Genomic DNA, 24,084 nt, shown 5'->3' on the forward strand with positions numbered 1-24,084 from the left:
TTGTTTAACTAAACAGCTCTTGCAAATCCCTATCAGCAGTAGGTATCTTTTTCAGGAAATCTGAAAACTCTACACCTTCGTGAGAACTATACATGCCATATGCATCTAAAATATACCCGATTTGGTGATCTTTATCCTCTAGTAAATAAAGGATAGCGTTGTCTCCAGGATCAGAATCCCCCTCAAAACGATATGTTTTTATAATGGTTAAGTCCTCAGGACTATAAACCTTGTTCAAATCACTTTGCATTTTGCCGTGCTCTGTCATTTTTATTTCGTGGTCAATACCCTTAAGTCTTAATTTCTCTAAAATCTCACTAAGGGTATTCATTTCTATGGGATGCTCCATAACCTTGATGTTTTTTATAAGAACAATGCTTGCCTAAAATGGTTTGCGGTAACCGAAATCAACCTATTTCAGTATGGGCTATATTTATAAAAAAGGGGATGTAACAGTTGTTACATCCCCTTTTAATATACTATAAAATTATGCTTACAAAGAAAAAGCAGCTTTTACTTTATCTACAAAATCCAATTTCTCCCAGGTAAACAGCTCAACAGTAACCGTTTTCTCTTCACCGTTTGGTGTTCTGAAAGTTTTGGTTACAGTTTCCGGAGTACGGCCCATGTGTCCGTAAGCTGCGGTTTCACTGTAAATAGGATTTCTTAATTTCAAACGTTGCTCGATGAAGTAAGGGCGCATATCAAATAAGCCTTCTACGATTTTAGCAATCTCGCCATCAGTTTTGTTGACTTTGCCTGTTCCATAGGTATTGATATAAATACCCATTGGTTGAGCTACGCCTATGGCATAACTTACCTGTACCAAAATCTCATCGGCAACACCTGCTGCAACAAGGTTTTTAGCAATGTGACGGGTTGCATAAGCTGCACTTCTATCTACTTTACTTGGATCTTTTCCGGAGAATGCTCCTCCACCATGTGCACCTTTTCCACCGTAAGTATCTACGATGATTTTACGGCCTGTTAAACCGGTATCACCATGTGGACCACCAATTACAAATTTACCGGTTGGGTTGATATGGTATTCAATTTTATCGTTAAATAGGTGTGCGTACTGAGGGTATTTGGCAATGATTCTTGGAATAAGGATGTCAACCAGGTCTTTTTTGATTTTAGCGAGCATTTTAGCTTCTTCATCAAAATCATCGTGCTGTGTTGAAATTACAATCGCATCAATGCGTACCGGTTTGTTATCGTCTGAATATTCTAGTGTTACCTGGGATTTGGCATCTGGACGTAAATAAGTGATTTCTTTATTTTCGCGTCTTAAGATGGCTAGTTCCTGTAGTAATGTATGTGACAGGTCTAATGCCAAAGGCATGTAGTTTGCTGTTTCGTTGGTAGCGTAGCCAAACATCATCCCCTGATCTCCGGCTCCTTGCTCTTCTTTGCTGCTTCTATCAACGCCTTGGTTAATGTCTTGCGACTGCTCATGGATCGCTGAAAGGATACCGCAAGAGTTGGCTTCAAACATATATTCGCTTTTGGTGTAACCGATTTTACGGATTACATCGCGGGCAATTTGTTGTACATCCAGGTAGGTGGTAGATTTTACTTCTCCGGCTAATATCACCTGACCTGTGGTCACCAAGGTTTCGCAGGCTACTTTTGAATCTGCATCAAAAGCCAGGAAGTTATCAATTAACGCATCTGAAATTTGATCTGCTATTTTATCTGGGTGGCCTTCAGAAACAGACTCTGATGTGAATAAATACGACATTTTAAATAATTAATTTAAATAAGTAAACAATTATGTAAAATGGAAAATGATCCTGTAAGAACAGGCTGTAAAATGAAGTGTATGACAGGTTAGCACTTTTTTTTACGTGGTTGCAATCCCGCTATTTTTAGATAGCATCGCAAATCAGTCCACTTTAATGTTGCAAAATTACACTATATATTTAAATAGTCAAAAAATATCGATTATTTTGTACTCTAATAAAGCGAGAAGACCTTGTCAAAATTAAATATTTTATTTATCATAAATCCGATATCGGGAGGAAAGAATAAGTTAAAGATCCCTGCCCTGGTAGATGCTCATCTGGATCGATCCAGGTTTAATGCTAACTTTGCATTTACTAAATATGTTGGCCATGCCGCTGAAATTGCGGAAGAAGCTGCAAACAAGAACTTTGATGTGATTGTTGCTGTAGGTGGTGATGGAACAATCAATGAAATTGCGTCCAAAGTGATGCAACAGCATAAAATACTTGGTGTTTTGCCTTTTGGATCAGGAAATGGTTTAGCAAGGTTCTTAAAAATACCAATGAACACTGTGAAGGCCATAAAGGTGATTAATAATTGTAAGGTTTCGGTGATTGATACGGCCACATTTAATGAGAAGAGCTTCTTTAATATGGCAGGTATGGGGTTTGATGCTCACATTAGCTCAGTATTTGCAGGCAATAAGGGTAGGGGACTTAGTGGATACGTGAAATTAGGCTTGCGGGAAGTGTTGAGCTATAAGTCGCAAATGTATCGTATTATTGTTGATGGACAGGAATATTCTCGGAGGGCATTTGTGATTAGCGTAGCGAATTCTTCGCAATATGGCAACAATGCACATATTTCTCCAAAAGCGTCCGTTACGGATGGTTTGCTGGATGTTTGTATTGTAAAGGAGTTTCCAATGTATAAACTTCCGGTATTGGCTTACGAAATGCTGCGGTTAAAAACAGATAAATCGAATCTCGTAGAAATTATTAAAGGAAAAAATATACACATCAGCCGGATACAGGAAGATGCCATACATATTGATGGTGAGCCTTTTTTTATGGGAAAGGAAATCGCCGTATCCGTTAACCCTTTGTCTTTAAATATTATTACACCTGATGATGAAGCCTAAAAAGAAAACGCTAAGCGACTTGGGGGGAATTATGTATTCAACAGATCCATCTTTTATTTATGAGGAGGAAAGCGCGGAACCTGCTGAGGTTTTGGCCAACAATCAGCAGAATTTGAGGGTGATGCTGGATAAAAAGAATCGTGGTGGAAAGGCCGTAACATTAGTCACAGGTTTTATTGGTAGCGCTGAGGACCTGGATAAGCTGAGTAAAATGCTGAAAACCAAGTGCGGAGTAGGCGGAGCTAGTAAAGATGGCGAAATTTTAATTCAGGGTGACTTTAGAGATAAAGTCTTATTATTACTTCAAAAGGAAGGTTTTAAAGTGAAAAAATCAGGGGGATGAAAACGTTTTCTGCAAACGTTTTAAATTGTTGATATTCAGCGATTTGATATTGGTGTATCGGCAACAATAAGTAAATTTTTTCGGGCAAAATTATGCTTATTCCCTTTTTATCTGCATAACTTTGTCGGACTAACTTACTTATTTATGAGCAAAGCGTTTATGCTTAAGCCTGACTTGAACTATTTGAACCTGGATTCAGATAATGCTTTATTTCAGCTTAATGTAGCACAACTGGTTGAAGAGGCCTTGAAGAATGGAGAAGGTACGCTTGCCGATAGCGGTGCATTGGCAATTGACACAGGTAAATTTACCGGTCGTTCTCCGAAAGACAGATTTATTGTTTGCGATGAAATTACTCAGGATACCGTTTGGTGGGGTGACATCAATATTAAGATTGATCCGCAACATTTCGATTCCCTTTTTAATAGGATTACTGCACATCTTAATCAGAAGGACTTTTATGTACGCGATGCTTATGCTTGCGCAGATGAAAAGTATAAAACGACCATTCGGGTGGTTACAGAAACAGCCTATCAGAACCTTTTCGCCAATAACCTGTTTTTGAGGTTCGGTGAGGAAGAGGTAGTTGAAAAGCCGGAGTGGACTATTATTGCAGCACCTACTTTTTTTGCTGATCCAGCTGTTGATGGTACGAGACAGCCAAATTTCTCAATCCTTAACTTTACTAAAAAGATGATTTTGGTAGGTGGATCAGGTTATACCGGTGAGATCAAAAAGGGAATATTCTCTGTGCTCAATTTCATTTTGCCGGAGCAAAGAAATACTTTATCAATGCATTGTTCTGCCAATGTGGGCAAGGATGGTGATACAGCGATCTTTTTCGGTCTTTCAGGTACTGGAAAAACCACACTTTCAGCTGATCCTGAAAGAGGATTGATTGGTGATGATGAGCATGGTTGGAGTGAGGATTCTGTATTCAATTTTGAAGGGGGATGTTATGCTAAGTGCGTGGACCTGACTGCTGAAAAGGAACCTCAGATATATAATGCGATTAAATTCGGGTCGTTGCTGGAGAATATTAATTATTTTCCGCAAACACGTAAGGTAGACTTTTCTAATATAGATAAGACAGAAAATACCAGAGTCGCTTACCCGATTGATTACATAGATAATGCAATTATACCGTCAATAGCCGGAATGCCTAAAAACATCTTCTTTTTGACGGCGGATGCATTTGGTGTTTTACCTCCGATTTCGAAATTAAATCCGGGACAGGCGATGTTTCACTTTATATCAGGCTACACAGCTAAGGTTGCCGGAACAGAGGCTGGGGTTACTGAGCCTCAGTTAACCTTCTCAGCTTGTTTTGGTAAAGCATTTTTACCATTGCATCCTACACGTTATGCAAATTTGTTGGGTGAGAAGATGCAAAAGCATAAGGTGAATGTTTGGCTGATCAATACCGGATGGAGTGGTGGAGCTTATGGCGTCGGAAAACGAATGAAACTGTCTTATACAAGGGCTATGATTACAGCTGCTTTGAAAGGCGAATTTGAAAACATCGCTTTTGAGGCAGATTCTGTGTTTGGTTTATGTGTTCCGGTAGGCTGTCCAAATGTTCCGGCAGAAATATTGAAGCCAAGAAATACCTGGGCAGATCCAAAGGAATATGATAAAAAAGCAAATGAATTGGCATTGGCATTTATAAATAACTTTAAGCAGTTTGAAGCCTATGCGAGTGAAGAAATGCTTGCATCCTTCCCAAAAGTTGTCGAAAACGCACATTAAAAGCATTTTTTTCTCGAAAAATTTGCATTTCAATTTTTTTTTAGTTTTAATTGCGAAAGATTGTCTCTCCACCGGGACAATCTTTTTAATTATATTAACTACGTGAAGGGAAATGCTCGGGGAATAAGGCTAACGATTATTTAATTTGGAATTAAAATCAAAATTATAAATTTGTTGTTGCAACAATTGTTTATAATGGTCGTTGTGTGTATTACAGAATATTTATCTAATTTTAAAAAACAAAGTACTAAAAAACTAAAAAACTAAAAAAAAATGGCAAACGCACCAAAACCTACAACAGTAAAAAAAGAGAGCTCATCAGCTTCAAATTTATTCGCTACATTAACAATTCCTATTTGTCTGATTATCGGGATTTGCATTTACAAATTCATTCTTGGAGATGCTAAAAACTTTATTGATGATAATGTCGAAAATTTACCTAAAGTTGGAAACTACGCAGGTATGGCTTACAAAGGCGGTGTTATCGTACCAATCTTAATGGGGATGTTTTTAATGGTAATCGTTTTCTCTATCGAGCGTTTTATTGTTATAGGTAAAGCAACAGGTAAAGGCAGCTTAGATAGTTTTGTTAAAAAAGTGCAATCACTTTTGAATTCAAACAATATTGAATCAGCTATGGCTGAGTGTGACAGACAACAAGGTTCTGTTGCAAACGTTATCAAATCGGGATTGAAAAAATACCGTGAAATGGAAGTTGAGGCAAATATGGACACTGACCAGAAATGTTTAGCTATCCAGAAAGACATTGAAGAGGCTACAACTTTGGAAATGCCTATGTTAGAGCAAAACTTAACTGTAATCGCGACTTTGGTATCAGTAGGTACTTTGATGGGTCTATTAGGAACAGTAACGGGTATGATCAAGGCCTTCGGTGGTTTGGCTAACTCTGGCGCTCCGGATCAAGCTGCATTGGCAACTGGTATCTCTGAGGCTTTGATTAACACAGCTACAGGTATCGGTACTTCTACACTTGCAATCATCATGTACAACATCCTTACTTCTAAAATTGATAAACTAACTTATGCAATTGATGAAGCAGGTTTCAGCATCATCCAAACTTATGCTAGTACGCATAAATAAAAAATAATGAATTTTTTTTACCGGCTTTATGGAAAACCGGGAGAATTAACATCATTAGTTTAAAACATAAGTAATTTTTAAAAATTATGCCAAGAGCAAAGGTTCAAAGAAAGAGTACTGCGATAGATATGACCGCCATGTGCGATGTATCTTTCCTATTGCTTACTTTCTTTATATTAACAGCAACAGCACGTCAACCTGATCCTTTGGATATTACTATACCTTCATCAACCTATAAACTTAAGGTTCCTGATTTGGATATGGGGATATTATCGATAGGAAAAGGCCAGGTGTTCTATGAGATCATAGGAAAAGACATTAAAATGTCTACGCTGGATAAGATGGGCGAGAAATATAACATTAAGTTTACTCCGCAAGAGAGAGAACGTTTTGGTGTTATTGGCGCTTTCGGAGTTCCAATCCAAAGTTTGAAACAATTCATTGATATGGATGGAGAGAAAAGAACAGCGTTTCAAAAAACAGCCGGTGGTATTCCTGCCGATTCAACTAACAATCAGTTGGCCGAATGGATTTTGGAGTCTCGTAAGTCTGTTGCCGAATTACATTCTACGCAAATGCGTGTGAGTATAAAAGGAGATGCAGAAGAAGAATATCCTGTGGTTAAGAAAATCGTTGACATTCTTCAGAAGCAAAAAATTAACAAATTCAGTTTAATTACATCCGCCGAAGGCGATGCTAAATAATAATATATTATGGCAGAATTAGATACCTCCGGCGGGGGGGGCAAAAAAGGCAAAAAAGTAAGGAGTAAGAAACAAAGTACCAAAGTAGATTTAACTGCGATGGTGGATTTGGCCTTCTTGTTAATCACATTCTTTATGCTAACCACCTCTCTGTCGAAACCAATTGCAATGGATATTGCAAAGCCTGATAAGGACGACAACTCTGTTGAAAGAAACGAATTGCGTGCCTCTGAGACGATGACTATCCTATTGGGTAAAAACAATAAAGTGGCCTGGTATATGGGCGAGGCTGGTAAATCAAAACCTGAAGTAGAAGGTTTTGGTGATATCAGAAAGTCAATATTAGATAATAAAAAGAAAGTAGCAGATGCTACCGGAGGAAGACAGATCATCGTGGTGATTAAACCTACCTCTGGAGCGACTTATAAGAACTTTGTTGATATTATGGATGAGCTATCGATCGCTAAAATCACTACAGCACCGGCAATTGATGACGAGAACATCACTGATGCTGAAAAGGATTTCATGAAACAGGCTGGAATTTTATAATACAATAATTAACAATATTTAAATAAGAAGCTATGTTTGGTTCTAAGATAGATTTATTAAAGACAGAGTGGCTTGATGTGGTATTTGCACAGAAGAACAAGAAATACGGAGCTTACCAGCTGCGTAAAGAAAGTGCTTCTAATACGACCAAGGCTCTTGTCATCGCATCATCGGTATTTATACTGATGTTTGTGTCGCCTAAGATCATTAGCCTGATCAAAGGCAAGCTGCCTGAAGAACAGGTAGAAAAACAGGTTGAGGTTGTGGTTGCGCCACCTCCACCGGTAAACCCGGAGACACCTCCGCCACCACCGGTAGAGCCTCCGCCACCAAAACAGGATCAGATCAAATTCCCTCCGCCGATTGTAAAACCGGATAATGAGGTGGTTGATAAAGAACCTGTTCAGATTGAGGATTTGAAAAAAGCTGACCCAGGTCAGAAAACCATTGAAGGTGACCCAACAGCTGATATCGTTGTAGCTGGTCCGGTTGGTGAAGGCCCTAAACAGGCAGCAGTAGTGGAAGATACTAAGGTTTATGACTTTGTGAGTATCGAAACTCAGCCAGGATTCCCAGGTGGTATGGAGAAATTCTACGCTTACTTGCATAAAGCGGTAAGATATCCTGCAATGGCTCAAGAGAATAACATTCAAGGTAAAGTGTTCTTATCTTTCGTAGTTGAGAAAAACGGAGAATTGACAGATATTAAAGTGGAAAGAAAACTAGGTGGCGGTACCGATGAGGAAGCCATCAGGGTACTAAAAGCAAGTCCACGCTGGACACCAGGTATTCAAAATGGTAAGCCGGTTCGTGTGAAGTACACCATTCCAATCAGTTTTACCTTATCAAATTAGAATGTTTAATTTCGAAACATTTAAACAGAAATCGCCTCAACAGCGATTTCTGTTCATTTTGGGCCTGGTCATGTTCCTCTTTTATATGGTGCTTGGAGGTATGTTGATCTTTGGAACCAGGCTGTTGAATGAGATTCAGCCGATGTACAGAATGATGCTTGGTTGTTTGTTGATTGCATACGCTGTGATCAGATTTATACGTTTAATTAACCAGAAGCCTGAAGAGGATTAATAATTTTAGTATGAAGAATCTTAGTTTTATCCTTTTACTGATGGTTTTTGTTGCCTGTAAACAGAAACCAAAGCCTGCAGGTGGTGTAGAAGAAACACGTACATCCGGTACCGTGAAGATGCTGGTGGATGAGTCTTTTTCTGAAGTCCTTGCGGATCAGATAGAAGTATTTAAAACAGATTATCCGGATACTAAGTTTACAATAATCGAAGGTAATGAGCAACGTATTGTACCTACTTTTTTAAATGACAGTGTGCGGGTGATTATTTTATCAAGGATGCTTACACCCGAAGAAGATAAAATCTATAGGAACAGAAGTATTGTTCCTAAAACATCAAGATTTGCAATCGATGGAATTACTTTAATCACTAATAAGGATAATCTGGACAGCAACATTACAGTAGCGGAAGTTATAGATATTTTGAAGGGAACATCGACAAGTGGCAAACAACTTGTATTCGATAACCCTTATTCCAGTACTTTGCGTTATTTTAAAACGTTGGCAGGGATTACTTCACTGCCGCCAAAAGGAATTTATACTTTGCAGACCAATAACGATGTGATTAAGTATATTGCAGAAAATAAAGGGTTTATTGGGGTTTTGGGAGTGAATTGGCTGATTGATAACAAAAAGGATATGGCCGGTTACCTGAACAAAGTGAAAATGATGGGGGTAAAGAATTTGAAGGGTAAAAAAGGTGATGATAAATTTTATCAGCCTGTTCAGGCTAATTTAATTAACGGTATTTATCCTTTTTTAAGAAATATATACATTATCAATGCGGAAGGTAGAGATGGTTTAGGCACAGGCTTTGCAAATTGGTTGGTAAGTCCGAGGGGACAACTGATTGTACTTAAATCCGGATTAGGTCCGCATAAACTGGCTTCACGCGATTTTAATTTTAAGAATACAAACTAAATTTTATATTTGAAAAATGAAGCCTGCGTGGGCAAGTTTCAAAACTAAAAAACAATTTGAACCATGAAAATGACAAAGAAAGCAATAACCTTAAGTTTAGGTTTAGTAGTGATGGGTTCTGCCTCTTTTGCTCAGAGCTTAAATGACGCAAAGAAGGCCATAGATGCCGAGCAGTATCAGAAAGCAGCTTCAATGCTTAAAACACTTGTTGCAAATCAAGCTAGTAAAGGCGAAAATTACTATAATTTAGGAGAGGTTTATTTACGTACGGATTATGTGGATTCTGCACGTGCAGTATTTACTAAAGGTGTAGCTGCTGACCCTAAAAATTCATTAAATTATATTGGTCTGGGCGAAGCTGATTTAGCTTCAAATAATCCGGTATCGGCAAAAACAAACTTTGCTAAAGCAGTAGAAATTTCTTCTAAAAAAGATTATATCCCTCAGCTGTATATTGGGAAAGCTTATATTTCAACAGAGCATCCTGATTTTGAGGCGGCATTGCCATATCTTCAAAAAGCTGATGAATTAGATGCAAATGATAAAGATGCAGAGACTTTCTTAGCATTAGGTGACTATTATGCGCTGCAAAAGAAAAACTCTGAAGCCTTGCAGAATTACATGAGAGCTTTGAATATTAATGAGTCTCTTTTAAGAGCTACAGTTCAGATTGGTCGTATGTACAAAGAATCAAGAGCATTTCCAGAATCTGAAGAGCGCTTGAAAGAAGCAATCGCTAAAGATCCTAATTACGGACCTGCTTATCGTGAAATTGCTGAATTATATATGCAGTGGGCAATTCAGTTACCTCATGAATTTGCAGCTAAATCTGCTGAGGCATTGACTAACTACAGAAAATATTTGGAGCTTACTGATAAGTCTTATGAGTCTAAGTTGCGTTATGCTCAGTTCTTATTTTATGCGAAAGATTTCAAAACGTTAGCAGAAGTAACTAAAGAATTGGCTAAAATGAATCCTAATGACTCTAAAAACTTAGTTGTTTTGAGATTGCAAGGTTATTCAGCATATGAAAATAAGGACTATTCTCAAAGTTTACAATATATGAAGGATTTCTTCGCAAAAGCGAAAGATACCTCTCGTATTGTGGCAGGAGATTATTTATATCTTGGAAAAGATTTAATGCAAACTGGTAATGATAGTTTAGCTTTGGTGAATATCTTGAAGGCTGTGCAGAAAGATTCGACAAATGCAGAGGCTTTGGAAGAAATAGCTACATCACTGTACAAAGCTAAGAAATATGAAAAAGCAGGTGATGTATATGCCCTAGCTGTTAAAGTTAACCCCAATGGGAAAAGTTCATTGACGAATTATCTTTATTTAGGCTTAGCCAGGTATTATGATTATGCATTTAAAGATAGAGACGGCAAACATCCTGATAATAAGATTATGGCTGAAGCAGACGCTGCTTTTGAGAACATCATTAAAGCGAAAAGTGATTTTGCTTTAGCGTATACTTTCAGAGCCCGTATTGCAAAATATCTTGATGATCAGGTTAATCCTAAATGGTTAGGTGTTCCTTATTATGAGCAGTTTATTCAGTTGGTTACAGTAACTAAGCCTGAGCTTGCAGCGGTGCCTGCTACTGCTAAAGATCTTGTTGAGGCTTATGTTTACGTAGGTTCTTACTACTCGTTAACTGACAAAGAGAAGGCAAAAGAGTACCTGAATAAGGCTTTGGCTATCGATCCTCAAAATGCAGGTGCACAGGATCGCTTAAAGCAATTGACTGCACCAGCAGCTAAGGCTCCGGTTAAGAAAAAGTAATAAATTAAATAATAAATGAAAAGGCAGGGTTGTTATCCTGCCTTTTTGTTTTATTTTTGTCTCAAATTATTTTCAAATGGAAACGCAAAGTGTACCTGTAGATTTTTTACCAATTGTATTTCAAGTAATCGTTGCTTTAGGATTTGTTGTTGTTACTTTAGTTGCAACACACTTTTTAGGGCCAAGAAGGAAGACCAAAGATAAGCTGGAAACCTTTGAAGCTGGTATTCAAACCATTGGTAATGCGCGTCAGCCATTCTCTATTAAGTATTTTTTGGTGGCTATCCTCTTCGTTCTTTTTGATGTGGAGGTGATTTTTATGTATCCATGGGCGGTTAATTTCAGAGCTTTGGGTATGACCGGCATGATAGAGATGTTTGTGTTTATGGGCACCCTTTTATTGGGTTTTATATACGTGATAAAGAAGAAATCGCTGGACTGGAATTAATCTATTTAGATTGGTTCTAAATGCAGTAAGCGTAGATCAATTGCTTCAAAAAATTGTAAATTTGTGGTTCATTCTTTAAAGGAATGAACCTTTTTCGTTTTGTATCATGAGTGACATCAATATAGTAGACGCGCCGCCAGGCATAGAAGGATCTGGTTTTTTTGCCACCTCTTTAGATAAAGTTATTGGTTTGGCTCGCTCCCATTCGTTATGGCCGCTACCGTTTGCCACATCTTGTTGTGGTATCGAGTTTATGGCAACCATGGGTTCTCATTACGATTTTGGCCGTTTTGGGTCAGAACGCTTAAGCTTTTCTCCACGTCAGGCAGATTTGTTAATGGTGATGGGTACCATTGCTAAAAAAATGAGCCCGGTTTTAAAACAAGTTTATTTGCAAATGGCTGAGCCGCGTTGGGTGATGGCTGTTGGTGCTTGTGCATCAAGTGGGGGTATATTCGATACTTATTCTGTTCTGCAGGGTATTGACGAGATTATCCCTGTTGACGTATATGTTCCGGGCTGCCCGCCAAGACCGGAAGCGATTTTGGATGGCTTTGGTAAAATTCAGGAGCTGGTGCGGAATGAGTCTTCGAGGAGAAGGGATTCTGATCAGTATAAAGAAATGTTGGCTTCATACGGAATACTATAATGGCAAAGGTGACTAATCAAGATGTAATTGCATTACTAAGCGAAAGGTTTGGTGATAAAATTATTGATGTTAATGAGCCTTATGGCTTACTTACTTTTGAAACGACTAAAGATGTAATTATTGAAGTGCTTAAGTTTTTGAAAGAAAACAGTGTAGCTAACTTTAATTTTCTTACAGATATTACGGCGGTTCACTATCCTGAAAAAAAGCATGGTATTGCAGTGGTTTATCATTTGCATAGCATGGTTAAAGGGATTAGGGTAAGAGTAAAAGTGTTTATTGATGCGCAACATCCAACCATTCCATCTGCAACTTCGGTTTGGAACGGTGCAAACTGGATGGAGCGGGAAACATACGACTTTTTCGGTGTGAAATTTGAGGGCCATCCTGACTTAAGAAGAATCTTAAATATGGATGATCTTGGTGTTTTCCCGATGTTGAAGCAATATCCTTTGGAAGATCCAAATAGAGTAGATAAAAAAGACGAATACTTTGGTAGATAAGTTTATATGAATCACAATCAACCAGTATATACAGATAATGATCCGCAGAGTGAATTGGTAACCCTTAACCTGGGGCCAACACACCCGGCAACCCATGGTGTGTTCCAGAACGTGTTACAAATGGACGGAGAACGCATTGTGAGTGGTGTTTCTACCATAGGGTATATTCACCGTGCATTTGAAAAAATTGCTGAGCACAGACCATTTTATCAGATCACGCCTTTAACAGATCGATTAAACTATTGCTCGTCGCCCATTAATAATATGGGTTGGCATATGACAGTAGAGAAGTTGCTGAATGTTCAAACACCGAAGCGTGTGGATTACCTTAGGGTAATTATCATGGAGCTGGCACGTATTTCTGATCACATCATTTGCAATACAATTATTGGTCAGGATACTGGAGCAACAACCACATTCTTGTATTTATTTCAGTTTAGAGAACATATCTATGAAATTTATGAAGAAATCTGTGGCGCTCGTTTAACGACGAATATTGGTCGTATTGGCGGGTTTGAAAGAGATTTTAATGAGATTGCTTTTGCAAAGATCAATAAATTTTTAAAAGAGTTCCCGGCTGCCCTAAAAGAGTTTGAAAACTTGCTTGACCGCAATAGGATCTTTATCGACCGTACTGCTGGTGTGGCATGTGTAACTCAGGAACAAGCCTTAGATTATAGCTGGACCGGACCGTTATTGCGGGCTACAGGTGTAGATTATGACGTGCGCGTAAGTGAACCTTATTCATCTTACCAGGATTTTGATTTTGAAGTTCCGGTAGGTACAAGTGGTGATATTTATGATCGCTACCGTGTTCGTAACGAAGAAATGTGGCAAAGTGTACGCTTGATTGAGCAGGCTATGGAGAAATTGAAGAAAGAGCCTGCCGGAGTATTCCATGCAGACGTTCCTGACTTCTATTTACCTGCTAAGGAAGAGGTATACAACAATATGGAAGCATTGATTTATCATTTTAAAATTGTGATGGGAGAGATTGATGCCCCTAAAGCTGAAGTTTACCATGCTGTTGAAGGTGGTAATGGAGAGCTTGGTTTTTACCTGATCAATGATGGAGGAAGAACACCTTACCGTTTACACTTCAGAAGGCCTAGTTTTATAAATTATCAAATGTATGCGTCCATGAGTAAAGGTATGCTGTTATCAGATGCCATTATTAACATGAGTAGCATGAATATTATTGCAGGAGAATTAGATGCTTAAAGTAGAAGAACAACAACCTGTAGAGTTTTCATCAGCTTTAATAGAAAAGTTTGATGAGATCGTTAGAAGATATCCGGAAGGCAAACAAAAGTCGGCCTTATTGCCTATTCTGCACTTAGTGCAGGCTGAGCTAGGTTGGTTAAGTGCAGCTGCAATGGATAAAGTTGCTGCTTATTTAGACATTCAGGATATTGAAGTTTATGAGGTAGCCTCATTTTACAGCATGTATTTTTTAAAGCCACAAGGTAAATATGTACTGGAGGTTTGCAGAACAGGACCTTGCTGTTTGGTGGGGGCTGAAAAGCTGATGGGCCATATTGAAGATAAACTTGGTGTGAAAGAGAACGAAGTGACTGCAGATGGTTTGTTTAGCTGGAGAGGTGTAGAATGTTTAGCTGCTTGCGGTTATGGTCCGGTTTTACAAATCGGTCCTGAATATACATTTTATGAAAACCTGAACGAGCAAAAGGTAGACGAATTGATAGAAGATTTACGCAAAAAATAATGGCCCGTAAACTATTATTAGAACATATAAACGTACCTGGCATCAACACACTTGATGTTTATCGCCAAAAAGGTGGGTACCGTGCCGTTGAGAAGGCTTTAAAGACCCTTACTCCTGATGAAGTAGTAGAAGAGGTTAAGAAGTCCGGATTGCGCGGTCGCGGTGGTGCAGGATTTCCTACGGGAATGAAATGGAGTTTTTTGGCTAAACCAGAGGGTGTTGCCCGTTATCTGGTATGCAATGCGGATGAGTCTGAGCCAGGAACTTTTAAAGACCGGTACTTGATGACTTACATCCCTCATGCATTGATTGAAGGAATGATTGTTTCCAGTTTCGCATTGGGAGCCAATACTTCTTACATCTATGTACGTGGTGAGATGATGCCGCAGATCCGTATCCTGGAAAGAGCAATTGCAGAAGCAAAAAATGCGGGATTTTTAGGTAAAAATATTTTAGGTTCAGGTTATGACCTTGAGCTATACGTTCAGCCAGGTGGTGGTGCTTATATCTGCGGTGAGGAAACAGCTTTGCTGGAATCATTGGAAGGTAAACGCGGAAACCCGAGGATTAAACCTCCTTTCCCTGCGATTGCAGGATTGTATGGTTGTCCGACTGTAGTAAACAATGTGGAATCTATTGCTGCTGTTGTTCCGATTATTAATGATGGGGGTGATGAGTATGCAAAGATTGGTATTGGCCGCAGTACGGGAACGAAATTGATCTCTGCTTCAGGTAACTTAGTGCGACCGGGAGTTTATGAAATTGAATTGGGCCTGCCTGTTGAAGAATTCATCTATTCTGACGAGTGGTGTGGTGGTATTGCGAATGGCAAACGCCTGAAAGCTACTGTTGCTGGAGGATCATCGGTGCCTGTATTGCCTGCGAATCTGACTTTAAAGTTGGCCAACGGCGATCCGAGATTGATGAGCTATGAGTCGTTATCTGAAGGTGGTTTTGCTACCGGTACAATGATGGGATCGGGTGGTTTTATCGCTTTTGATGAAGATCAGTGCATCGTTAGAAACACCTGGAATTTTTCTCGTTTTTATCACCATGAAAGTTGCGGTCAGTGTTCGCCTTGCAGAGAGGGAACGGGTTGGATGGAAAAGGTATTGCATAGACTGGAATATGGACATGGCAAAATGAGCGACATTGACCTGTTGGTTGATGTATCTAAAAAAATAGAAGGTAACACGATTTGTCCGCTTGGTGATGCGGCTGCATGGCCTGTAGCAAGTGCAATAAGACATTTCAGGGACGAATTTGAATGGCATGTAAATGAGCCGGTAAAAAGCTTATCTACAAATTATGGTTTAGCCAATTATGCTGAGCCAATTGCTAAAGCAGTTACGGCAGAAAATTAACATCAGACAAAAGAATATCTTTAACAATGAGCGATAAAGTTAAGGTAACCATAGACGGAATAACAGTAGAAGTGGCACCCGGTACCTCTATCCTGAATGCTGCAAGGCAGATAGGTGGAGATATTGTTCCACCTGCAATGTGCTATTATTCTAAATTAGAAGGCAGCGGTGGGAAGTGCCGTACTTGCATTGTTAAGGTAAGTAAAGGTTCTGAAAAAGACCCGCGTCCGATGCCTAAACTGGTAGCATCATGCCGTACTGCTGTAATGGATGGTATGGAGGTGATGAACATTACTTCTCCGGAAGTGATTGAAGCACGCAGTGGTGTAGTGGAGATGTTGTTGATCAACCATCCGCTGGATTGTCCGGTTTGTGATCAGGCTGGTGAATGTGATCTTCAGAATCTTGGTTACGAGCATGGTTTGCAAAAGACTAGATATGAGTTTGAACGCAGGACGTTTGAGCGTATAGATATTGGTGATAAGATCCAGTTACATATGAACCGTTGCATTTTATGCTACCGTTGCGTGTTTACTGCCGATCAGATTACGAATAAAAGGGTGCATGGTATTCTGAACAGGGGTGATCATTCAGAGATTTCTACCTATATCCAGACAGCAGTTGATAATGATTTCTCAGGAAATGTAATTGACGTTTGTCCGGTTGGTGCTTTAACTGATAAAACTTTCAGGTTTAAAAACAGAGTTTGGTTTACTAAACCGATCGATGCACACAGAGATTGCCCTACTTGTAGCGGTAAAGTAACGCTGTGGTATAAAGGTGAGGATGTGATCAGGGTTACCGCACGTAAGGATATTTACGGAGAAGTAGAGGAGTTTATTTGCAATACTTGCCGTTTTGACAAGAAAAAAACTGCGGATTGGGTAATTGAACATCCTACTCATATCAGTGATACTTCAGTGATTTCTTCTAATCACTACGAAACGTTAAAACCATTGCCGGTAATTCAGGATAACCCTAAGTTAAGGTTGGCGAATAAGGTTGAACTAGAAAAAACCACTAAATTCTAATGGATATAGCTTTTGTAATAGAAAAATTTGTACTTGTAGCTATCATATTTGGCATCAGTTTATTGATTGCCATGTATTCTACTTATGCAGAAAGAAAAGTGGCTGCTTTTTTACAGGATCGTTTAGGACCGGATAGAGCAGGCCCTTTTGGCATATTGCAGCCGTTGGCTGATGGTGTAAAAATGTTTATGAAGGAAGAGATTGTTCCTACAAATGCCAGTAAATGGTTGTTTATGGTGGGGCCTGGTTTGGCCATGCTTACAGCTTGTATTGGTACTGCTGTTATTCCATGGGGCAGTGCAATCACTATTGGCGACAGGACTATTCCTTTACAGGTAACTGACATCAACGTTGGTATATTATACATCTTTGGTGTAGTATCTTTAGGTGTGTATGGTGTGATGATTGGTGGTTGGGCATCTAACAATAAATATTCATTGTTAAGTGCCATCAGGGCTGCTTCTCAGAATATCAGTTATGAGATTGCAATGGGCTTATCGATCATTGCCTTATTGCTGGTAACAGGTTCTATGAGCTTGAAAGAAATTGTAGAGGGACAGCATGGCTGGCACTGGAACATACTGTATCAGCCGGTTGGCTTTATTATTTTTATGGTTTGTGCTTTTGCAGAGACCAACAGAGCGCCTTTTGATTTACCTGAGTGCGAAACGGAGTTGATCGGGGGATACCATACAGAGTATTCGTCTATGAAACTTGGTTTCTATTTGTTTGCTGAATACATCAACATGTTTGTTTCTGCGGCAGTAATGGCTACTTTATATTTTGGTGGTTACAACTATCCGGGCATGGATTCGATGGCTGTGTTGTTAGGACCAACATGGGCTCCGCTGTTTGGAACAGCTGTTTTCTTTGTAAAAATATTTGTATTCATATTTTTCTTTATGTGGGTACGTTGGACTATCCCACGTTTCCGCTATGATCAGTTGATGAATTTGGGCTGGAAGGTATTGATCCCTTTGGCTATAGCGAACATAGTAGTTACCGGTGTGGTGATTGCATTAATTGAAGGATTTTAACATCCACATTTGTGGAATAATAAGGAGGTTTAATGGAACCATTAACCAGTAAGAAGAAAGTATTAGAACAAAAGCCCTTAACACTAGCAGAGCGCATGTATTTGCCTGCTATTGCTAAAGGTATGGCTATTACCATCAGTCACTTCTTTAAGAAAGAAGCGACAATCAGATATCCTGAGGTTGAGCGGGAGTTCTCTACCAATTTTAGGGGGATGCACTCTTTAAAAAGAGACGAAGAGGGTAGGGAGCGTTGTACAGCTTGTGGCTTATGCGCTTTATCATGTCCGGCAGAAGCGATTACGATGATTGCTGCTGAACGTAAACCTGAAGAGAAAGATCTTTATCGCGAGGAAAAATATGCTTCAGTATATGAGATCAACATGCTTCGCTGCATTTTTTGTGGTTTGTGTGAAGAGGCTTGTCCGAAAGAGGCGATTTATTTGGATGGACCAATTGTCCCTTCTGATTATTTGCGTAAAGACTTTATTTACGGTAAAGACAAGTTGGTAGAACAACCATTAAATAAAAAATAATAAATGAGCTCATCGATATTCTATTTTGTTGCCACTCTAAGCGTCATCTTTTCACTGATGGTTATCTTCTCAAAGAACCCGGTGCATAGCGTGCTTTACCTGATTGTTACGTTTTTTACTTTTACGGTTCACTACATTTTGCTGAATGCACAGTTTTTGGCCGTGGTAAATTTTATTGTATACATGGGAGCGATTATGGTTTTATTCCTCTTCGTGTTGATGTTGCTGAACCTGAATAAGGACAATGAACCGCTAAAATCTACCTTGATTAAGGTAGTTGGTGTAATTGCGGGATGTTGTTTGCTGGTTACTTTGGCAGGTGCTTTAAAAGCAACTGCGATTTCTGATCCTGTGGTATTGAAAAATCCTAATCTGGGCTTGGTAAAGAACCTGGGTAAAGAGTTGTTTGGCCCATTTATGCTGCCATTTGAACTGTGTTCTATCTTATTGCTTTCGGCAATGGTAGGCGCTATATTATTAACTAAAAAAGAAAAAGTATAATGGGGAACATTACTCAGGAATTACAAGGAGTTCCGCTTAACCATTACATTTGGCTAAGTGCAATCATCTTCACCATTGGTGTTATAGGCGTTTTAACGCGCAGAAATGCGATTGTGATCTTCATGTCTGTTGAGCTGATGCTGAATGCCGTGAATTTATTATTAACTGCTTTTTCTGTACATAACAATGATCCTTCAGGTCAGGTATTCGTATTTTTTATTATGGTCCTGGCTGCCGCAGAGGTTGCAATAGGGTTGAGTATTATTGTAATGGTTTACAGAAATACCCAGTCTACAGATATTAATGTGTTGAATCGCCTTAAGTGGTAATTATTAAGAAGAAATTATAAGATGATAAATTTAGTTTGGCTGGTTCCGTTGATTCCTCTGTTGGGCTTTATAATAAATGGCCTTGGCAGAAATTCATTATCCAAAAACCTGATTGGTTTTATAGGGAGCAGTGTGATATTTGTTTCGTTCGCCATCAGTTTAGGTATATTTTTTGAGTTGGGTGCTGATGCGAATAAATCTCATGAGATATTTCTTTTTGATTGGATTAGCGCCGGAAGCCTACACATTCCATTGTCTTTTTTAGTTGATCCACTAAGTTCATTAATGCTGCTGATCATTACTGGGGTAGGTTTTCTGATCCATATCTATTCTATTGGCTATATGCACAGCGATGAAGGTTTTGGTAAGTTCTTTAGCTACCTGAACCTGTTTATCTTCTTTATGCTATTGCTGGTTTTGGGATCAAATTATATCGTAATGTTTATCGGTTGGGAAGGTGTAGGACTATGTTCGTACTTACTTATCGGTTTCTGGTATACGAATAGTAGTTATGCATCTGCAGCGAAAAAAGCCTTCGTGATGAACCGTATCGGTGATTTAGGTTTCTTATTGGCTGTATTCTTAATCTTCACCACTTTTGGTAGTGTAGAGTTTGGTAAGATATTTCCTCAGGTGCAAAACATGTTGCCTGGTAATGGTACGATTGCTTTAATAGCTCTATTCTTATTTATTGGTGCTTGCGGTAAATCCGCGCAATTGCCTTTGTTTACCTGGTTGCCCGATGCGATGGCTGGCCCAACCCCGGTTTCGGCTTTAATCCACGCGGCTACCATGGTTACGGCGGGTATTTATATGATTGCAAGATCGAACCTGTTGTTTGACCTGGCGCCAATGATACAGCATGTAATAGCTATTGTTGGTTTGGCTACTGCAGTTGTTGCAGCTATTATTGCTTTAACACAAAATGATATTAAAAAGGTGCTGGCGTATTCGACGGTATCTCAATTGGGCTATATGTTCCTTGGCTTAGGTGTTGGTGCTTATGATGGCGCTTTCTTCCATGTCATTACTCATGCTTTCTTTAAAGCATTATTGTTCTTATGTGCAGGATCTGTAATTCATGCTTTACACCATGAGCAGGATATGCGTCATATGGGTGGTTTACGTAAGAAATTGCCAGTTACATTTATCACGATGTTAATTGGTACTATCGCTATCGCAGGTTTACCTCCATTTTCAGGGTTCTTCTCTAAAGATGAGATATTAGCACATGTTTATTTACATGATAAAGTAATGTGGGGAATTGCAGTGTTTACAGCTTTCTTAACCGCATTTTACATGTTCAGAATGTTGTTCCTTACTTTCTACGGAAAATACCGTGGTACGCATCATGCTGAAGAGAAAATTCATGAGTCGCCAAAATCTATGACTGTGCCTTTAATTGTTCTGGCTATTTTATCTGCCGTAGGTGGTGTGATTGGTATTCCGGAAGCATTGGGAGGAAGTCATTGGTTATCACACTGGTTGTCTCCGGTAATTAAACATGTAGGCGAATCTCCGGATCACGCTACAGAGTATGCACTGATGGGTATTTCTGTGGTTGGTGTTTTAATCTCAATTGCTGTTGCTTATGGGAAATATGTTAAACAGAACCATATTCCTATACCTGATGAGGGTAAACGTGTAGGATTGACTAACCTGTCGTACAACAAGTTTTATTTTGATGAAATATATGATGTGCTATTCACGAAACCTTTGGATGCAATTTCGGGCTTCTTTTATAAAATCGTTGACAATAAAATTGTAGATGGTATTGTAAATGGCTTTGGCTGGACTGCTTCTGAAGCGAGTAAAGGTTTACGCTTATTGCAAACGGGAAATGTTGGCTTTTATATTTTTATGATGGTGATAGGAATCATCTCATTGTTATTGTATACTTATTTATCTCTATAAAAGATCGTTCAAGAAAAGATAATGGAACAACTTTTACTACTTCTTATATTTTTACCATTGGTTGGCGCCTTGGTTACCGCATTTACCGGAAATGCAGCAAAACATGTTGCATTGGGATCGGCGATTGTTTCTTTAGCCCTGGCCTTGGTTATGGTATGTAATTTTATACCAAATGCAACTGCACAGTTTGTTGTAAACTGCCCATGGATAAAAGAACTTGGAATTAGTTTCCACGCAGGTGTTGATGGGATCAGCATGATCACGATTTTATTGACGAATGTACTGACTCCGTTGATCATTCTTTCTGCCTATAAGCATGAGTATAAAAATGCGAATGCTTTCTTCGCTTTGATCCTGTTTATGCAAAGTGGTTTATTGGTGGTATTTACTGCGATGGATGCTTTCTTATTCTATATCGGATGGGAAGCAGCCTTAATCCCGATTTACTTTATCTGTGCAATTTGGGGTGGTAAGAATCGCATCAAAGTAAACATGAAGTTTTTTGTTTATACCATTGCTGGTTCACTATTTATGTTAGTAGGGATCATTTATCTTTATTTACAAAACCCTTCCAATAATTTCGATATACAGGCTTTTTATAGTCTTAGTTTAGATTCAACTCAGCAGGGATGGATATTCTGGGCTTTCTTTATTGCTTTTGCGATTAAGATGCCAATATTTCCTTTCCATACCTGGCAGCCAGATACCTATACTGAAGCTCCGGCTCCGGGAACCATGTTACTTTCAGGTATCATGCTTAAAATGGGTATTTACGGTGTGATTAGATGGTTATTGCCTGTCGTACCTGCTGGTGTTCAGCAATGGGGACAAGTGGCGATCGTTTTATCCATAATTGGTGTGGTTTATGCTTCTTTGATTGCATTTACACAAAAAGATGCGAAAAGATTGGTGGCTTACTCATCTATTGGTCACGTTGGTTTAATCTCTGCAGGTATCTTCGCTTTCAATGTACAAGGGATGCAAGGTGCGATGATCCAGATGTTGAGTCATGGTATAAACGTAGTGGGTTTATTCTTTGTGCTTGACATTATTGCAAGTCGGATGCATACTTATAAAATTGCTGAATTGGGGGGGATTGCAAAACAGGCACCTAAGCTAGCTATCGTATTTCTGATTATTCTTTTGGGAACGGTTGCTTTACCGGGAACAAATGGGTTTATAGGCGAATTCCTTTTACTGATAGGTATTTATCAATATAGCTTATGGGCAGCAATATTTGCCGGATTAACCATCATTTTCGGCGCGGTTTATATGTTCAGAATGTACCAAAATGTAATGCTGGGCAAAACGAATGAACTAACCATTGGCTTTACAGATATAAAAGGATCAGAGCAGGTTGTATTGTACGTGATTTGTGCATTGGTTATTGTTTTGGGTTTTTATCCAAAACCAATTTTGCAGCTTTCTGAAGCTTCAGTACAACATTTAATAGAACAGGTAACACAAAAATTAACATCGGTAAACTAAGGAAATGAATATCATTATAACAATAACTGTTACAGCTTTAGTGGTGCTTTACGCAGGTTTGTTTAAAGCTAAAAAAGCGTTATTACCCATTACCTTACTTGGTTTGCTTACCTCGCTGGCTTTTGTGGCTACCGGCTGGAATGCCGATCAGAGCTATTACGGTATGATGCATATGGATAATTTTGCATTGGCATTTACAGGAATAACAGTTTTAGGGACAATACTTATATTTTTACTTACTCAAAATTACTTTGCAGCAAACAGTGAAAATATTGCGGAATACTTTACCCTGATCCTTTTTGCACTTGCAGGTATCGTGATCATGGTTTCTTATACAAACATGTCAATGTTGTTTATCGGCATAGAGATCATGTCGGTAAGTTTATATATTCTTGCAGGGATTCGTAAAAGCAACTTTGCTTCCAATGAGGCGTCATTAAAATATTTCCTGATGGGTGCTTTCTCTACAGGTTTTCTTTTATTTGGAATTACGCTGATTTATGGTGCAACAGGATCTTTTGATCTTGGTGTGATCAATCAGTATCTGGTGACGAACTATAAAACAATTTCTCCGATGTTCTATCCGGGGATCATATTGCTGATGATTGGACTGAGCTTTAAGATCGGTGCAGCTCCATTTCACTTTTGGACACCGGATGTTTATGAAGGCGCTCCTACGCTGATTACTACTTTCATGTCTACCATCGTTAAGACTGCCGGTTTTGCTGCATTCCTTCGTTTGTTTGCCGGTACTTTTGCGCCTTTACATGATTTCTGGATGGCACCATTAATGGGCATTGTATGTTTAACATTGTTAATCGGAAATGTAACGGCCTTATTCCAAAAGAACTTTAAAAGAATGCTGGCTTATTCCAGTATTTCCCATGCAGGTTATCTGTTGTTCTCACTGATCACTTTAACAGCAAATTCTGCTAACAATGTATTGGTTTATGCTGCTGCTTATACTTTTGCAACGATCATTGCCTTTGCAGTTTTGATCTTAGTGAAACAGAAGACCGGAAACGATCATTTCGATAGTTTTAATGGTTTAGCTAAACGAAATCCATTTATAGCATTGATACTTACCATAGCGATGCTTTCGCTTGCAGGTATTCCGCTTACAGCTGGATTTATCGGGAAGTATCTGATGTTTTTAAATGTAATGAAGGAGTATCAGATATATCTGGTTGCTTTTGCTATTTTAAATGCATTGGTGGGATTCTATTATTATTTTAGAGTTATTGTAGCGATGTACTTCAAAGAAGGTAGCGAGACAGAATTACAAACACCTGTTCAATATCAGTTTGTGCTTGTATTCTCAGCCTTGGTCACCATATTTTTAGGGGTGTATCCGGCTGTAATTTTAAATCTGATATAGGGGCATTTCATCTAATTATTTATTGTTAAATGGCTCTTGATGACTAGAATAATTATGGCCTTATGTGCTTAATAATTA

Annotated in this window: 26 protein-coding genes; 24 read left to right on the forward strand and 2 right to left on the reverse strand. The window is 38.9% G+C overall.

The window, feature by feature from the left end:
- Window positions 1–4: 4 nt before the first annotated feature.
- Both P0Y49_00110 and metK read right to left on the reverse strand, forming a co-directional pair.
- Window positions 5–349: a hypothetical protein gene (locus P0Y49_00110; protein WEK19557.1), complete on the reverse strand. Its 345-nt coding sequence runs from the start codon at window positions 347–349 to the stop codon at window positions 5–7.
- A gap of 144 nt (window positions 350–493) precedes the next feature.
- Window positions 494–1,744, reverse strand: a complete 1,251-nt coding sequence (gene metK, locus P0Y49_00115; GenBank protein ID WEK19558.1) for a methionine adenosyltransferase — start codon at window positions 1,742–1,744, stop codon at window positions 494–496.
- A 234-nt stretch (window positions 1,745–1,978) separates the two neighbouring features.
- Between metK and P0Y49_00120 the strand changes: the two genes are divergently transcribed.
- The 24 genes from P0Y49_00120 (at window position 1,979) to P0Y49_00235 (ending at window position 24,006) form a co-directional block, all read left to right on the forward strand.
- On the forward strand, window positions 1,979–2,869 hold the full coding sequence (locus tag P0Y49_00120; protein WEK19559.1) for a YegS/Rv2252/BmrU family lipid kinase: 891 nt from the start codon (window positions 1,979–1,981) through the stop codon (window positions 2,867–2,869).
- On the forward strand, window positions 2,859–3,212 hold the full coding sequence (locus P0Y49_00125; GenBank protein ID WEK21760.1) for a translation initiation factor: 354 nt from the start codon (window positions 2,859–2,861) through the stop codon (window positions 3,210–3,212). The genes P0Y49_00120 and P0Y49_00125 overlap by 11 nt, the downstream gene beginning before the upstream one ends.
- A 144-nt stretch (window positions 3,213–3,356) precedes the next feature.
- Entirely contained in the window at window positions 3,357–4,961 is a 1,605-nt protein-coding gene (gene pckA / locus P0Y49_00130; protein ID WEK19560.1) for a phosphoenolpyruvate carboxykinase (ATP), read from the forward strand.
- Between the two features lie 273 nt (window positions 4,962–5,234).
- Complete coding sequence (locus P0Y49_00135; GenBank protein WEK19561.1) at window positions 5,235–6,062, forward strand: MotA/TolQ/ExbB proton channel family protein; 828 nt, start codon at window positions 5,235–5,237, stop codon at window positions 6,060–6,062.
- 86 nt (window positions 6,063–6,148) lie between these two features.
- Complete coding sequence (locus P0Y49_00140; protein WEK19562.1) at window positions 6,149–6,766, forward strand: biopolymer transporter ExbD; 618 nt, start codon at window positions 6,149–6,151, stop codon at window positions 6,764–6,766.
- Window positions 6,767–6,775: 9 nt separating this feature from the next.
- A complete protein-coding gene (locus tag P0Y49_00145) occupies window positions 6,776–7,315 on the forward strand; it encodes a biopolymer transporter ExbD (GenBank protein ID WEK19563.1) in 540 nt (179 codons plus the stop codon).
- Window positions 7,316–7,347: 32 nt separating this feature from the next.
- The gene (locus tag P0Y49_00150) at window positions 7,348–8,169 is read left to right on the forward strand and encodes a TonB family protein (protein WEK19564.1); all 822 of its coding nucleotides are present in this window, start codon (window positions 7,348–7,350) and stop codon (window positions 8,167–8,169) included.
- 1 nt (window position 8,170) lies between these two features.
- A complete protein-coding gene (locus P0Y49_00155; GenBank protein ID WEK19565.1) occupies window positions 8,171–8,401 on the forward strand; it encodes a hypothetical protein in 231 nt (76 codons plus the stop codon).
- 10 nt (window positions 8,402–8,411) lie between these two features.
- Window positions 8,412–9,320 carry a substrate-binding domain-containing protein gene (locus tag P0Y49_00160; protein ID WEK19566.1) on the forward strand — a complete coding sequence of 303 codons (909 nt, stop codon included), beginning with the start codon at window positions 8,412–8,414 and terminating at the stop codon, window positions 9,318–9,320.
- Between the two features lie 63 nt (window positions 9,321–9,383).
- Window positions 9,384–11,105: a hypothetical protein gene (locus P0Y49_00165; GenBank protein ID WEK19567.1), complete on the forward strand. Its 1,722-nt coding sequence runs from the start codon at window positions 9,384–9,386 to the stop codon at window positions 11,103–11,105.
- Between the two features lie 76 nt (window positions 11,106–11,181).
- Entirely contained in the window at window positions 11,182–11,553 is a 372-nt protein-coding gene (locus P0Y49_00170) for an NADH-quinone oxidoreductase subunit A (protein ID WEK19568.1), read from the forward strand.
- A gap of 106 nt (window positions 11,554–11,659) precedes the next feature.
- Window positions 11,660–12,202 (forward strand): NADH-quinone oxidoreductase subunit B, encoded by a 543-nt coding sequence (locus P0Y49_00175; GenBank protein WEK19569.1) that lies wholly within the window; start codon window positions 11,660–11,662, stop codon window positions 12,200–12,202.
- A complete protein-coding gene (locus P0Y49_00180; protein ID WEK19570.1) occupies window positions 12,202–12,705 on the forward strand; it encodes an NADH-quinone oxidoreductase subunit C in 504 nt (167 codons plus the stop codon). Before P0Y49_00175 ends, P0Y49_00180 begins: the two co-directional genes overlap by 1 nt.
- Window positions 12,706–12,711: 6 nt before the next feature.
- A complete protein-coding gene (locus tag P0Y49_00185; GenBank protein WEK19571.1) occupies window positions 12,712–13,926 on the forward strand; it encodes an NADH-quinone oxidoreductase subunit D in 1,215 nt (404 codons plus the stop codon).
- Window positions 13,919–14,431 carry an NAD(P)H-dependent oxidoreductase subunit E gene (locus tag P0Y49_00190; protein WEK19572.1) on the forward strand — a complete coding sequence of 171 codons (513 nt, stop codon included), beginning with the start codon at window positions 13,919–13,921 and terminating at the stop codon, window positions 14,429–14,431. Before P0Y49_00185 ends, P0Y49_00190 begins: the two co-directional genes overlap by 8 nt.
- Window positions 14,431–15,795 carry an NADH-quinone oxidoreductase subunit NuoF gene (gene nuoF / locus P0Y49_00195; protein WEK19573.1) on the forward strand — a complete coding sequence of 455 codons (1,365 nt, stop codon included), beginning with the start codon at window positions 14,431–14,433 and terminating at the stop codon, window positions 15,793–15,795. Before P0Y49_00190 ends, nuoF begins: the two co-directional genes overlap by 1 nt.
- Before the next feature lie 26 nt (window positions 15,796–15,821).
- Window positions 15,822–16,826 (forward strand): 2Fe-2S iron-sulfur cluster-binding protein, encoded by a 1,005-nt coding sequence (locus P0Y49_00200; GenBank protein ID WEK19574.1) that lies wholly within the window; start codon window positions 15,822–15,824, stop codon window positions 16,824–16,826.
- Window positions 16,826–17,863 (forward strand): NADH-quinone oxidoreductase subunit NuoH, encoded by a 1,038-nt coding sequence (gene nuoH, locus P0Y49_00205; protein WEK19575.1) that lies wholly within the window; start codon window positions 16,826–16,828, stop codon window positions 17,861–17,863. Before P0Y49_00200 ends, nuoH begins: the two co-directional genes overlap by 1 nt.
- Before the next feature lie 32 nt (window positions 17,864–17,895).
- The gene (locus tag P0Y49_00210) at window positions 17,896–18,396 is read left to right on the forward strand and encodes an NADH-quinone oxidoreductase subunit I (GenBank protein ID WEK19576.1); all 501 of its coding nucleotides are present in this window, start codon (window positions 17,896–17,898) and stop codon (window positions 18,394–18,396) included.
- A 3-nt stretch (window positions 18,397–18,399) separates the two neighbouring features.
- Window positions 18,400–18,897, forward strand: a complete 498-nt coding sequence (locus P0Y49_00215) for an NADH-quinone oxidoreductase subunit J (GenBank protein ID WEK19577.1) — start codon at window positions 18,400–18,402, stop codon at window positions 18,895–18,897.
- Complete coding sequence (gene nuoK / locus P0Y49_00220) at window positions 18,897–19,226, forward strand: NADH-quinone oxidoreductase subunit NuoK (protein ID WEK19578.1); 330 nt, start codon at window positions 18,897–18,899, stop codon at window positions 19,224–19,226. The genes P0Y49_00215 and nuoK overlap by 1 nt, the downstream gene beginning before the upstream one ends.
- Before the next feature lie 21 nt (window positions 19,227–19,247).
- A complete protein-coding gene (gene nuoL, locus P0Y49_00225) occupies window positions 19,248–21,140 on the forward strand; it encodes an NADH-quinone oxidoreductase subunit L (protein WEK19579.1) in 1,893 nt (630 codons plus the stop codon).
- Between the two features lie 21 nt (window positions 21,141–21,161).
- Window positions 21,162–22,628: an NADH-quinone oxidoreductase subunit M gene (locus tag P0Y49_00230; protein WEK19580.1), complete on the forward strand. Its 1,467-nt coding sequence runs from the start codon at window positions 21,162–21,164 to the stop codon at window positions 22,626–22,628.
- Between the two features lie 4 nt (window positions 22,629–22,632).
- Window positions 22,633–24,006, forward strand: a complete 1,374-nt coding sequence (locus tag P0Y49_00235; protein WEK19581.1) for an NADH-quinone oxidoreductase subunit N — start codon at window positions 22,633–22,635, stop codon at window positions 24,004–24,006.
- Window positions 24,007–24,084: the final 78 nt, after the last annotated feature.

This window comes from Candidatus Pedobacter colombiensis, from assembly GCA_029202485.1.
GTDB lineage: Bacteria > Bacteroidota > Bacteroidia > Sphingobacteriales > Sphingobacteriaceae > Pedobacter > Pedobacter colombiensis.

Excerpts from the sequence above, each read along its gene's own strand:
- P0Y49_00110 (WEK19557.1), bottom strand. The coding sequence starts at position 349 with ATGGAGCATCCCATAGAAATGAATACCCTTAGTGAGATTTTAGAGAAA.
- metK (WEK19558.1), bottom strand. The coding sequence starts at position 1,744 with ATGTCGTATTTATTCACATCAGAGTCTGTTTCTGAAGGCCACCCAGAT.
- P0Y49_00125 (WEK21760.1), top strand. The coding sequence starts at position 2,859 with ATGAAGCCTAAAAAGAAAACGCTAAGCGACTTGGGGGGAATTATGTAT.
- pckA (WEK19560.1), top strand. The coding sequence starts at position 3,357 with ATGAGCAAAGCGTTTATGCTTAAGCCTGACTTGAACTATTTGAACCTG.
- P0Y49_00135 (WEK19561.1), top strand. The coding sequence starts at position 5,235 with ATGGCAAACGCACCAAAACCTACAACAGTAAAAAAAGAGAGCTCATCA.
- P0Y49_00140 (WEK19562.1), top strand. The coding sequence starts at position 6,149 with ATGCCAAGAGCAAAGGTTCAAAGAAAGAGTACTGCGATAGATATGACC.
- P0Y49_00145 (WEK19563.1), top strand. The coding sequence starts at position 6,776 with ATGGCAGAATTAGATACCTCCGGCGGGGGGGGCAAAAAAGGCAAAAAA.
- P0Y49_00150 (WEK19564.1), top strand. The coding sequence starts at position 7,348 with ATGTTTGGTTCTAAGATAGATTTATTAAAGACAGAGTGGCTTGATGTG.
- P0Y49_00155 (WEK19565.1), top strand. The coding sequence starts at position 8,171 with ATGTTTAATTTCGAAACATTTAAACAGAAATCGCCTCAACAGCGATTT.
- P0Y49_00160 (WEK19566.1), top strand. The coding sequence starts at position 8,412 with ATGAAGAATCTTAGTTTTATCCTTTTACTGATGGTTTTTGTTGCCTGT.
- P0Y49_00165 (WEK19567.1), top strand. The coding sequence starts at position 9,384 with ATGAAAATGACAAAGAAAGCAATAACCTTAAGTTTAGGTTTAGTAGTG.
- P0Y49_00170 (WEK19568.1), top strand. The coding sequence starts at position 11,182 with ATGGAAACGCAAAGTGTACCTGTAGATTTTTTACCAATTGTATTTCAA.
- P0Y49_00175 (WEK19569.1), top strand. The coding sequence starts at position 11,660 with ATGAGTGACATCAATATAGTAGACGCGCCGCCAGGCATAGAAGGATCT.
- P0Y49_00180 (WEK19570.1), top strand. The coding sequence starts at position 12,202 with ATGGCAAAGGTGACTAATCAAGATGTAATTGCATTACTAAGCGAAAGG.
- P0Y49_00185 (WEK19571.1), top strand. The coding sequence starts at position 12,712 with ATGAATCACAATCAACCAGTATATACAGATAATGATCCGCAGAGTGAA.
- P0Y49_00190 (WEK19572.1), top strand. The coding sequence starts at position 13,919 with ATGCTTAAAGTAGAAGAACAACAACCTGTAGAGTTTTCATCAGCTTTA.
- nuoF (WEK19573.1), top strand. The coding sequence starts at position 14,431 with ATGGCCCGTAAACTATTATTAGAACATATAAACGTACCTGGCATCAAC.
- P0Y49_00200 (WEK19574.1), top strand. The coding sequence starts at position 15,822 with ATGAGCGATAAAGTTAAGGTAACCATAGACGGAATAACAGTAGAAGTG.
- nuoH (WEK19575.1), top strand. The coding sequence starts at position 16,826 with ATGGATATAGCTTTTGTAATAGAAAAATTTGTACTTGTAGCTATCATA.
- P0Y49_00210 (WEK19576.1), top strand. The coding sequence starts at position 17,896 with ATGGAACCATTAACCAGTAAGAAGAAAGTATTAGAACAAAAGCCCTTA.
- P0Y49_00215 (WEK19577.1), top strand. The coding sequence starts at position 18,400 with ATGAGCTCATCGATATTCTATTTTGTTGCCACTCTAAGCGTCATCTTT.
- nuoK (WEK19578.1), top strand. The coding sequence starts at position 18,897 with ATGGGGAACATTACTCAGGAATTACAAGGAGTTCCGCTTAACCATTAC.
- nuoL (WEK19579.1), top strand. The coding sequence starts at position 19,248 with ATGATAAATTTAGTTTGGCTGGTTCCGTTGATTCCTCTGTTGGGCTTT.
- P0Y49_00230 (WEK19580.1), top strand. The coding sequence starts at position 21,162 with ATGGAACAACTTTTACTACTTCTTATATTTTTACCATTGGTTGGCGCC.
- P0Y49_00235 (WEK19581.1), top strand. The coding sequence starts at position 22,633 with ATGAATATCATTATAACAATAACTGTTACAGCTTTAGTGGTGCTTTAC.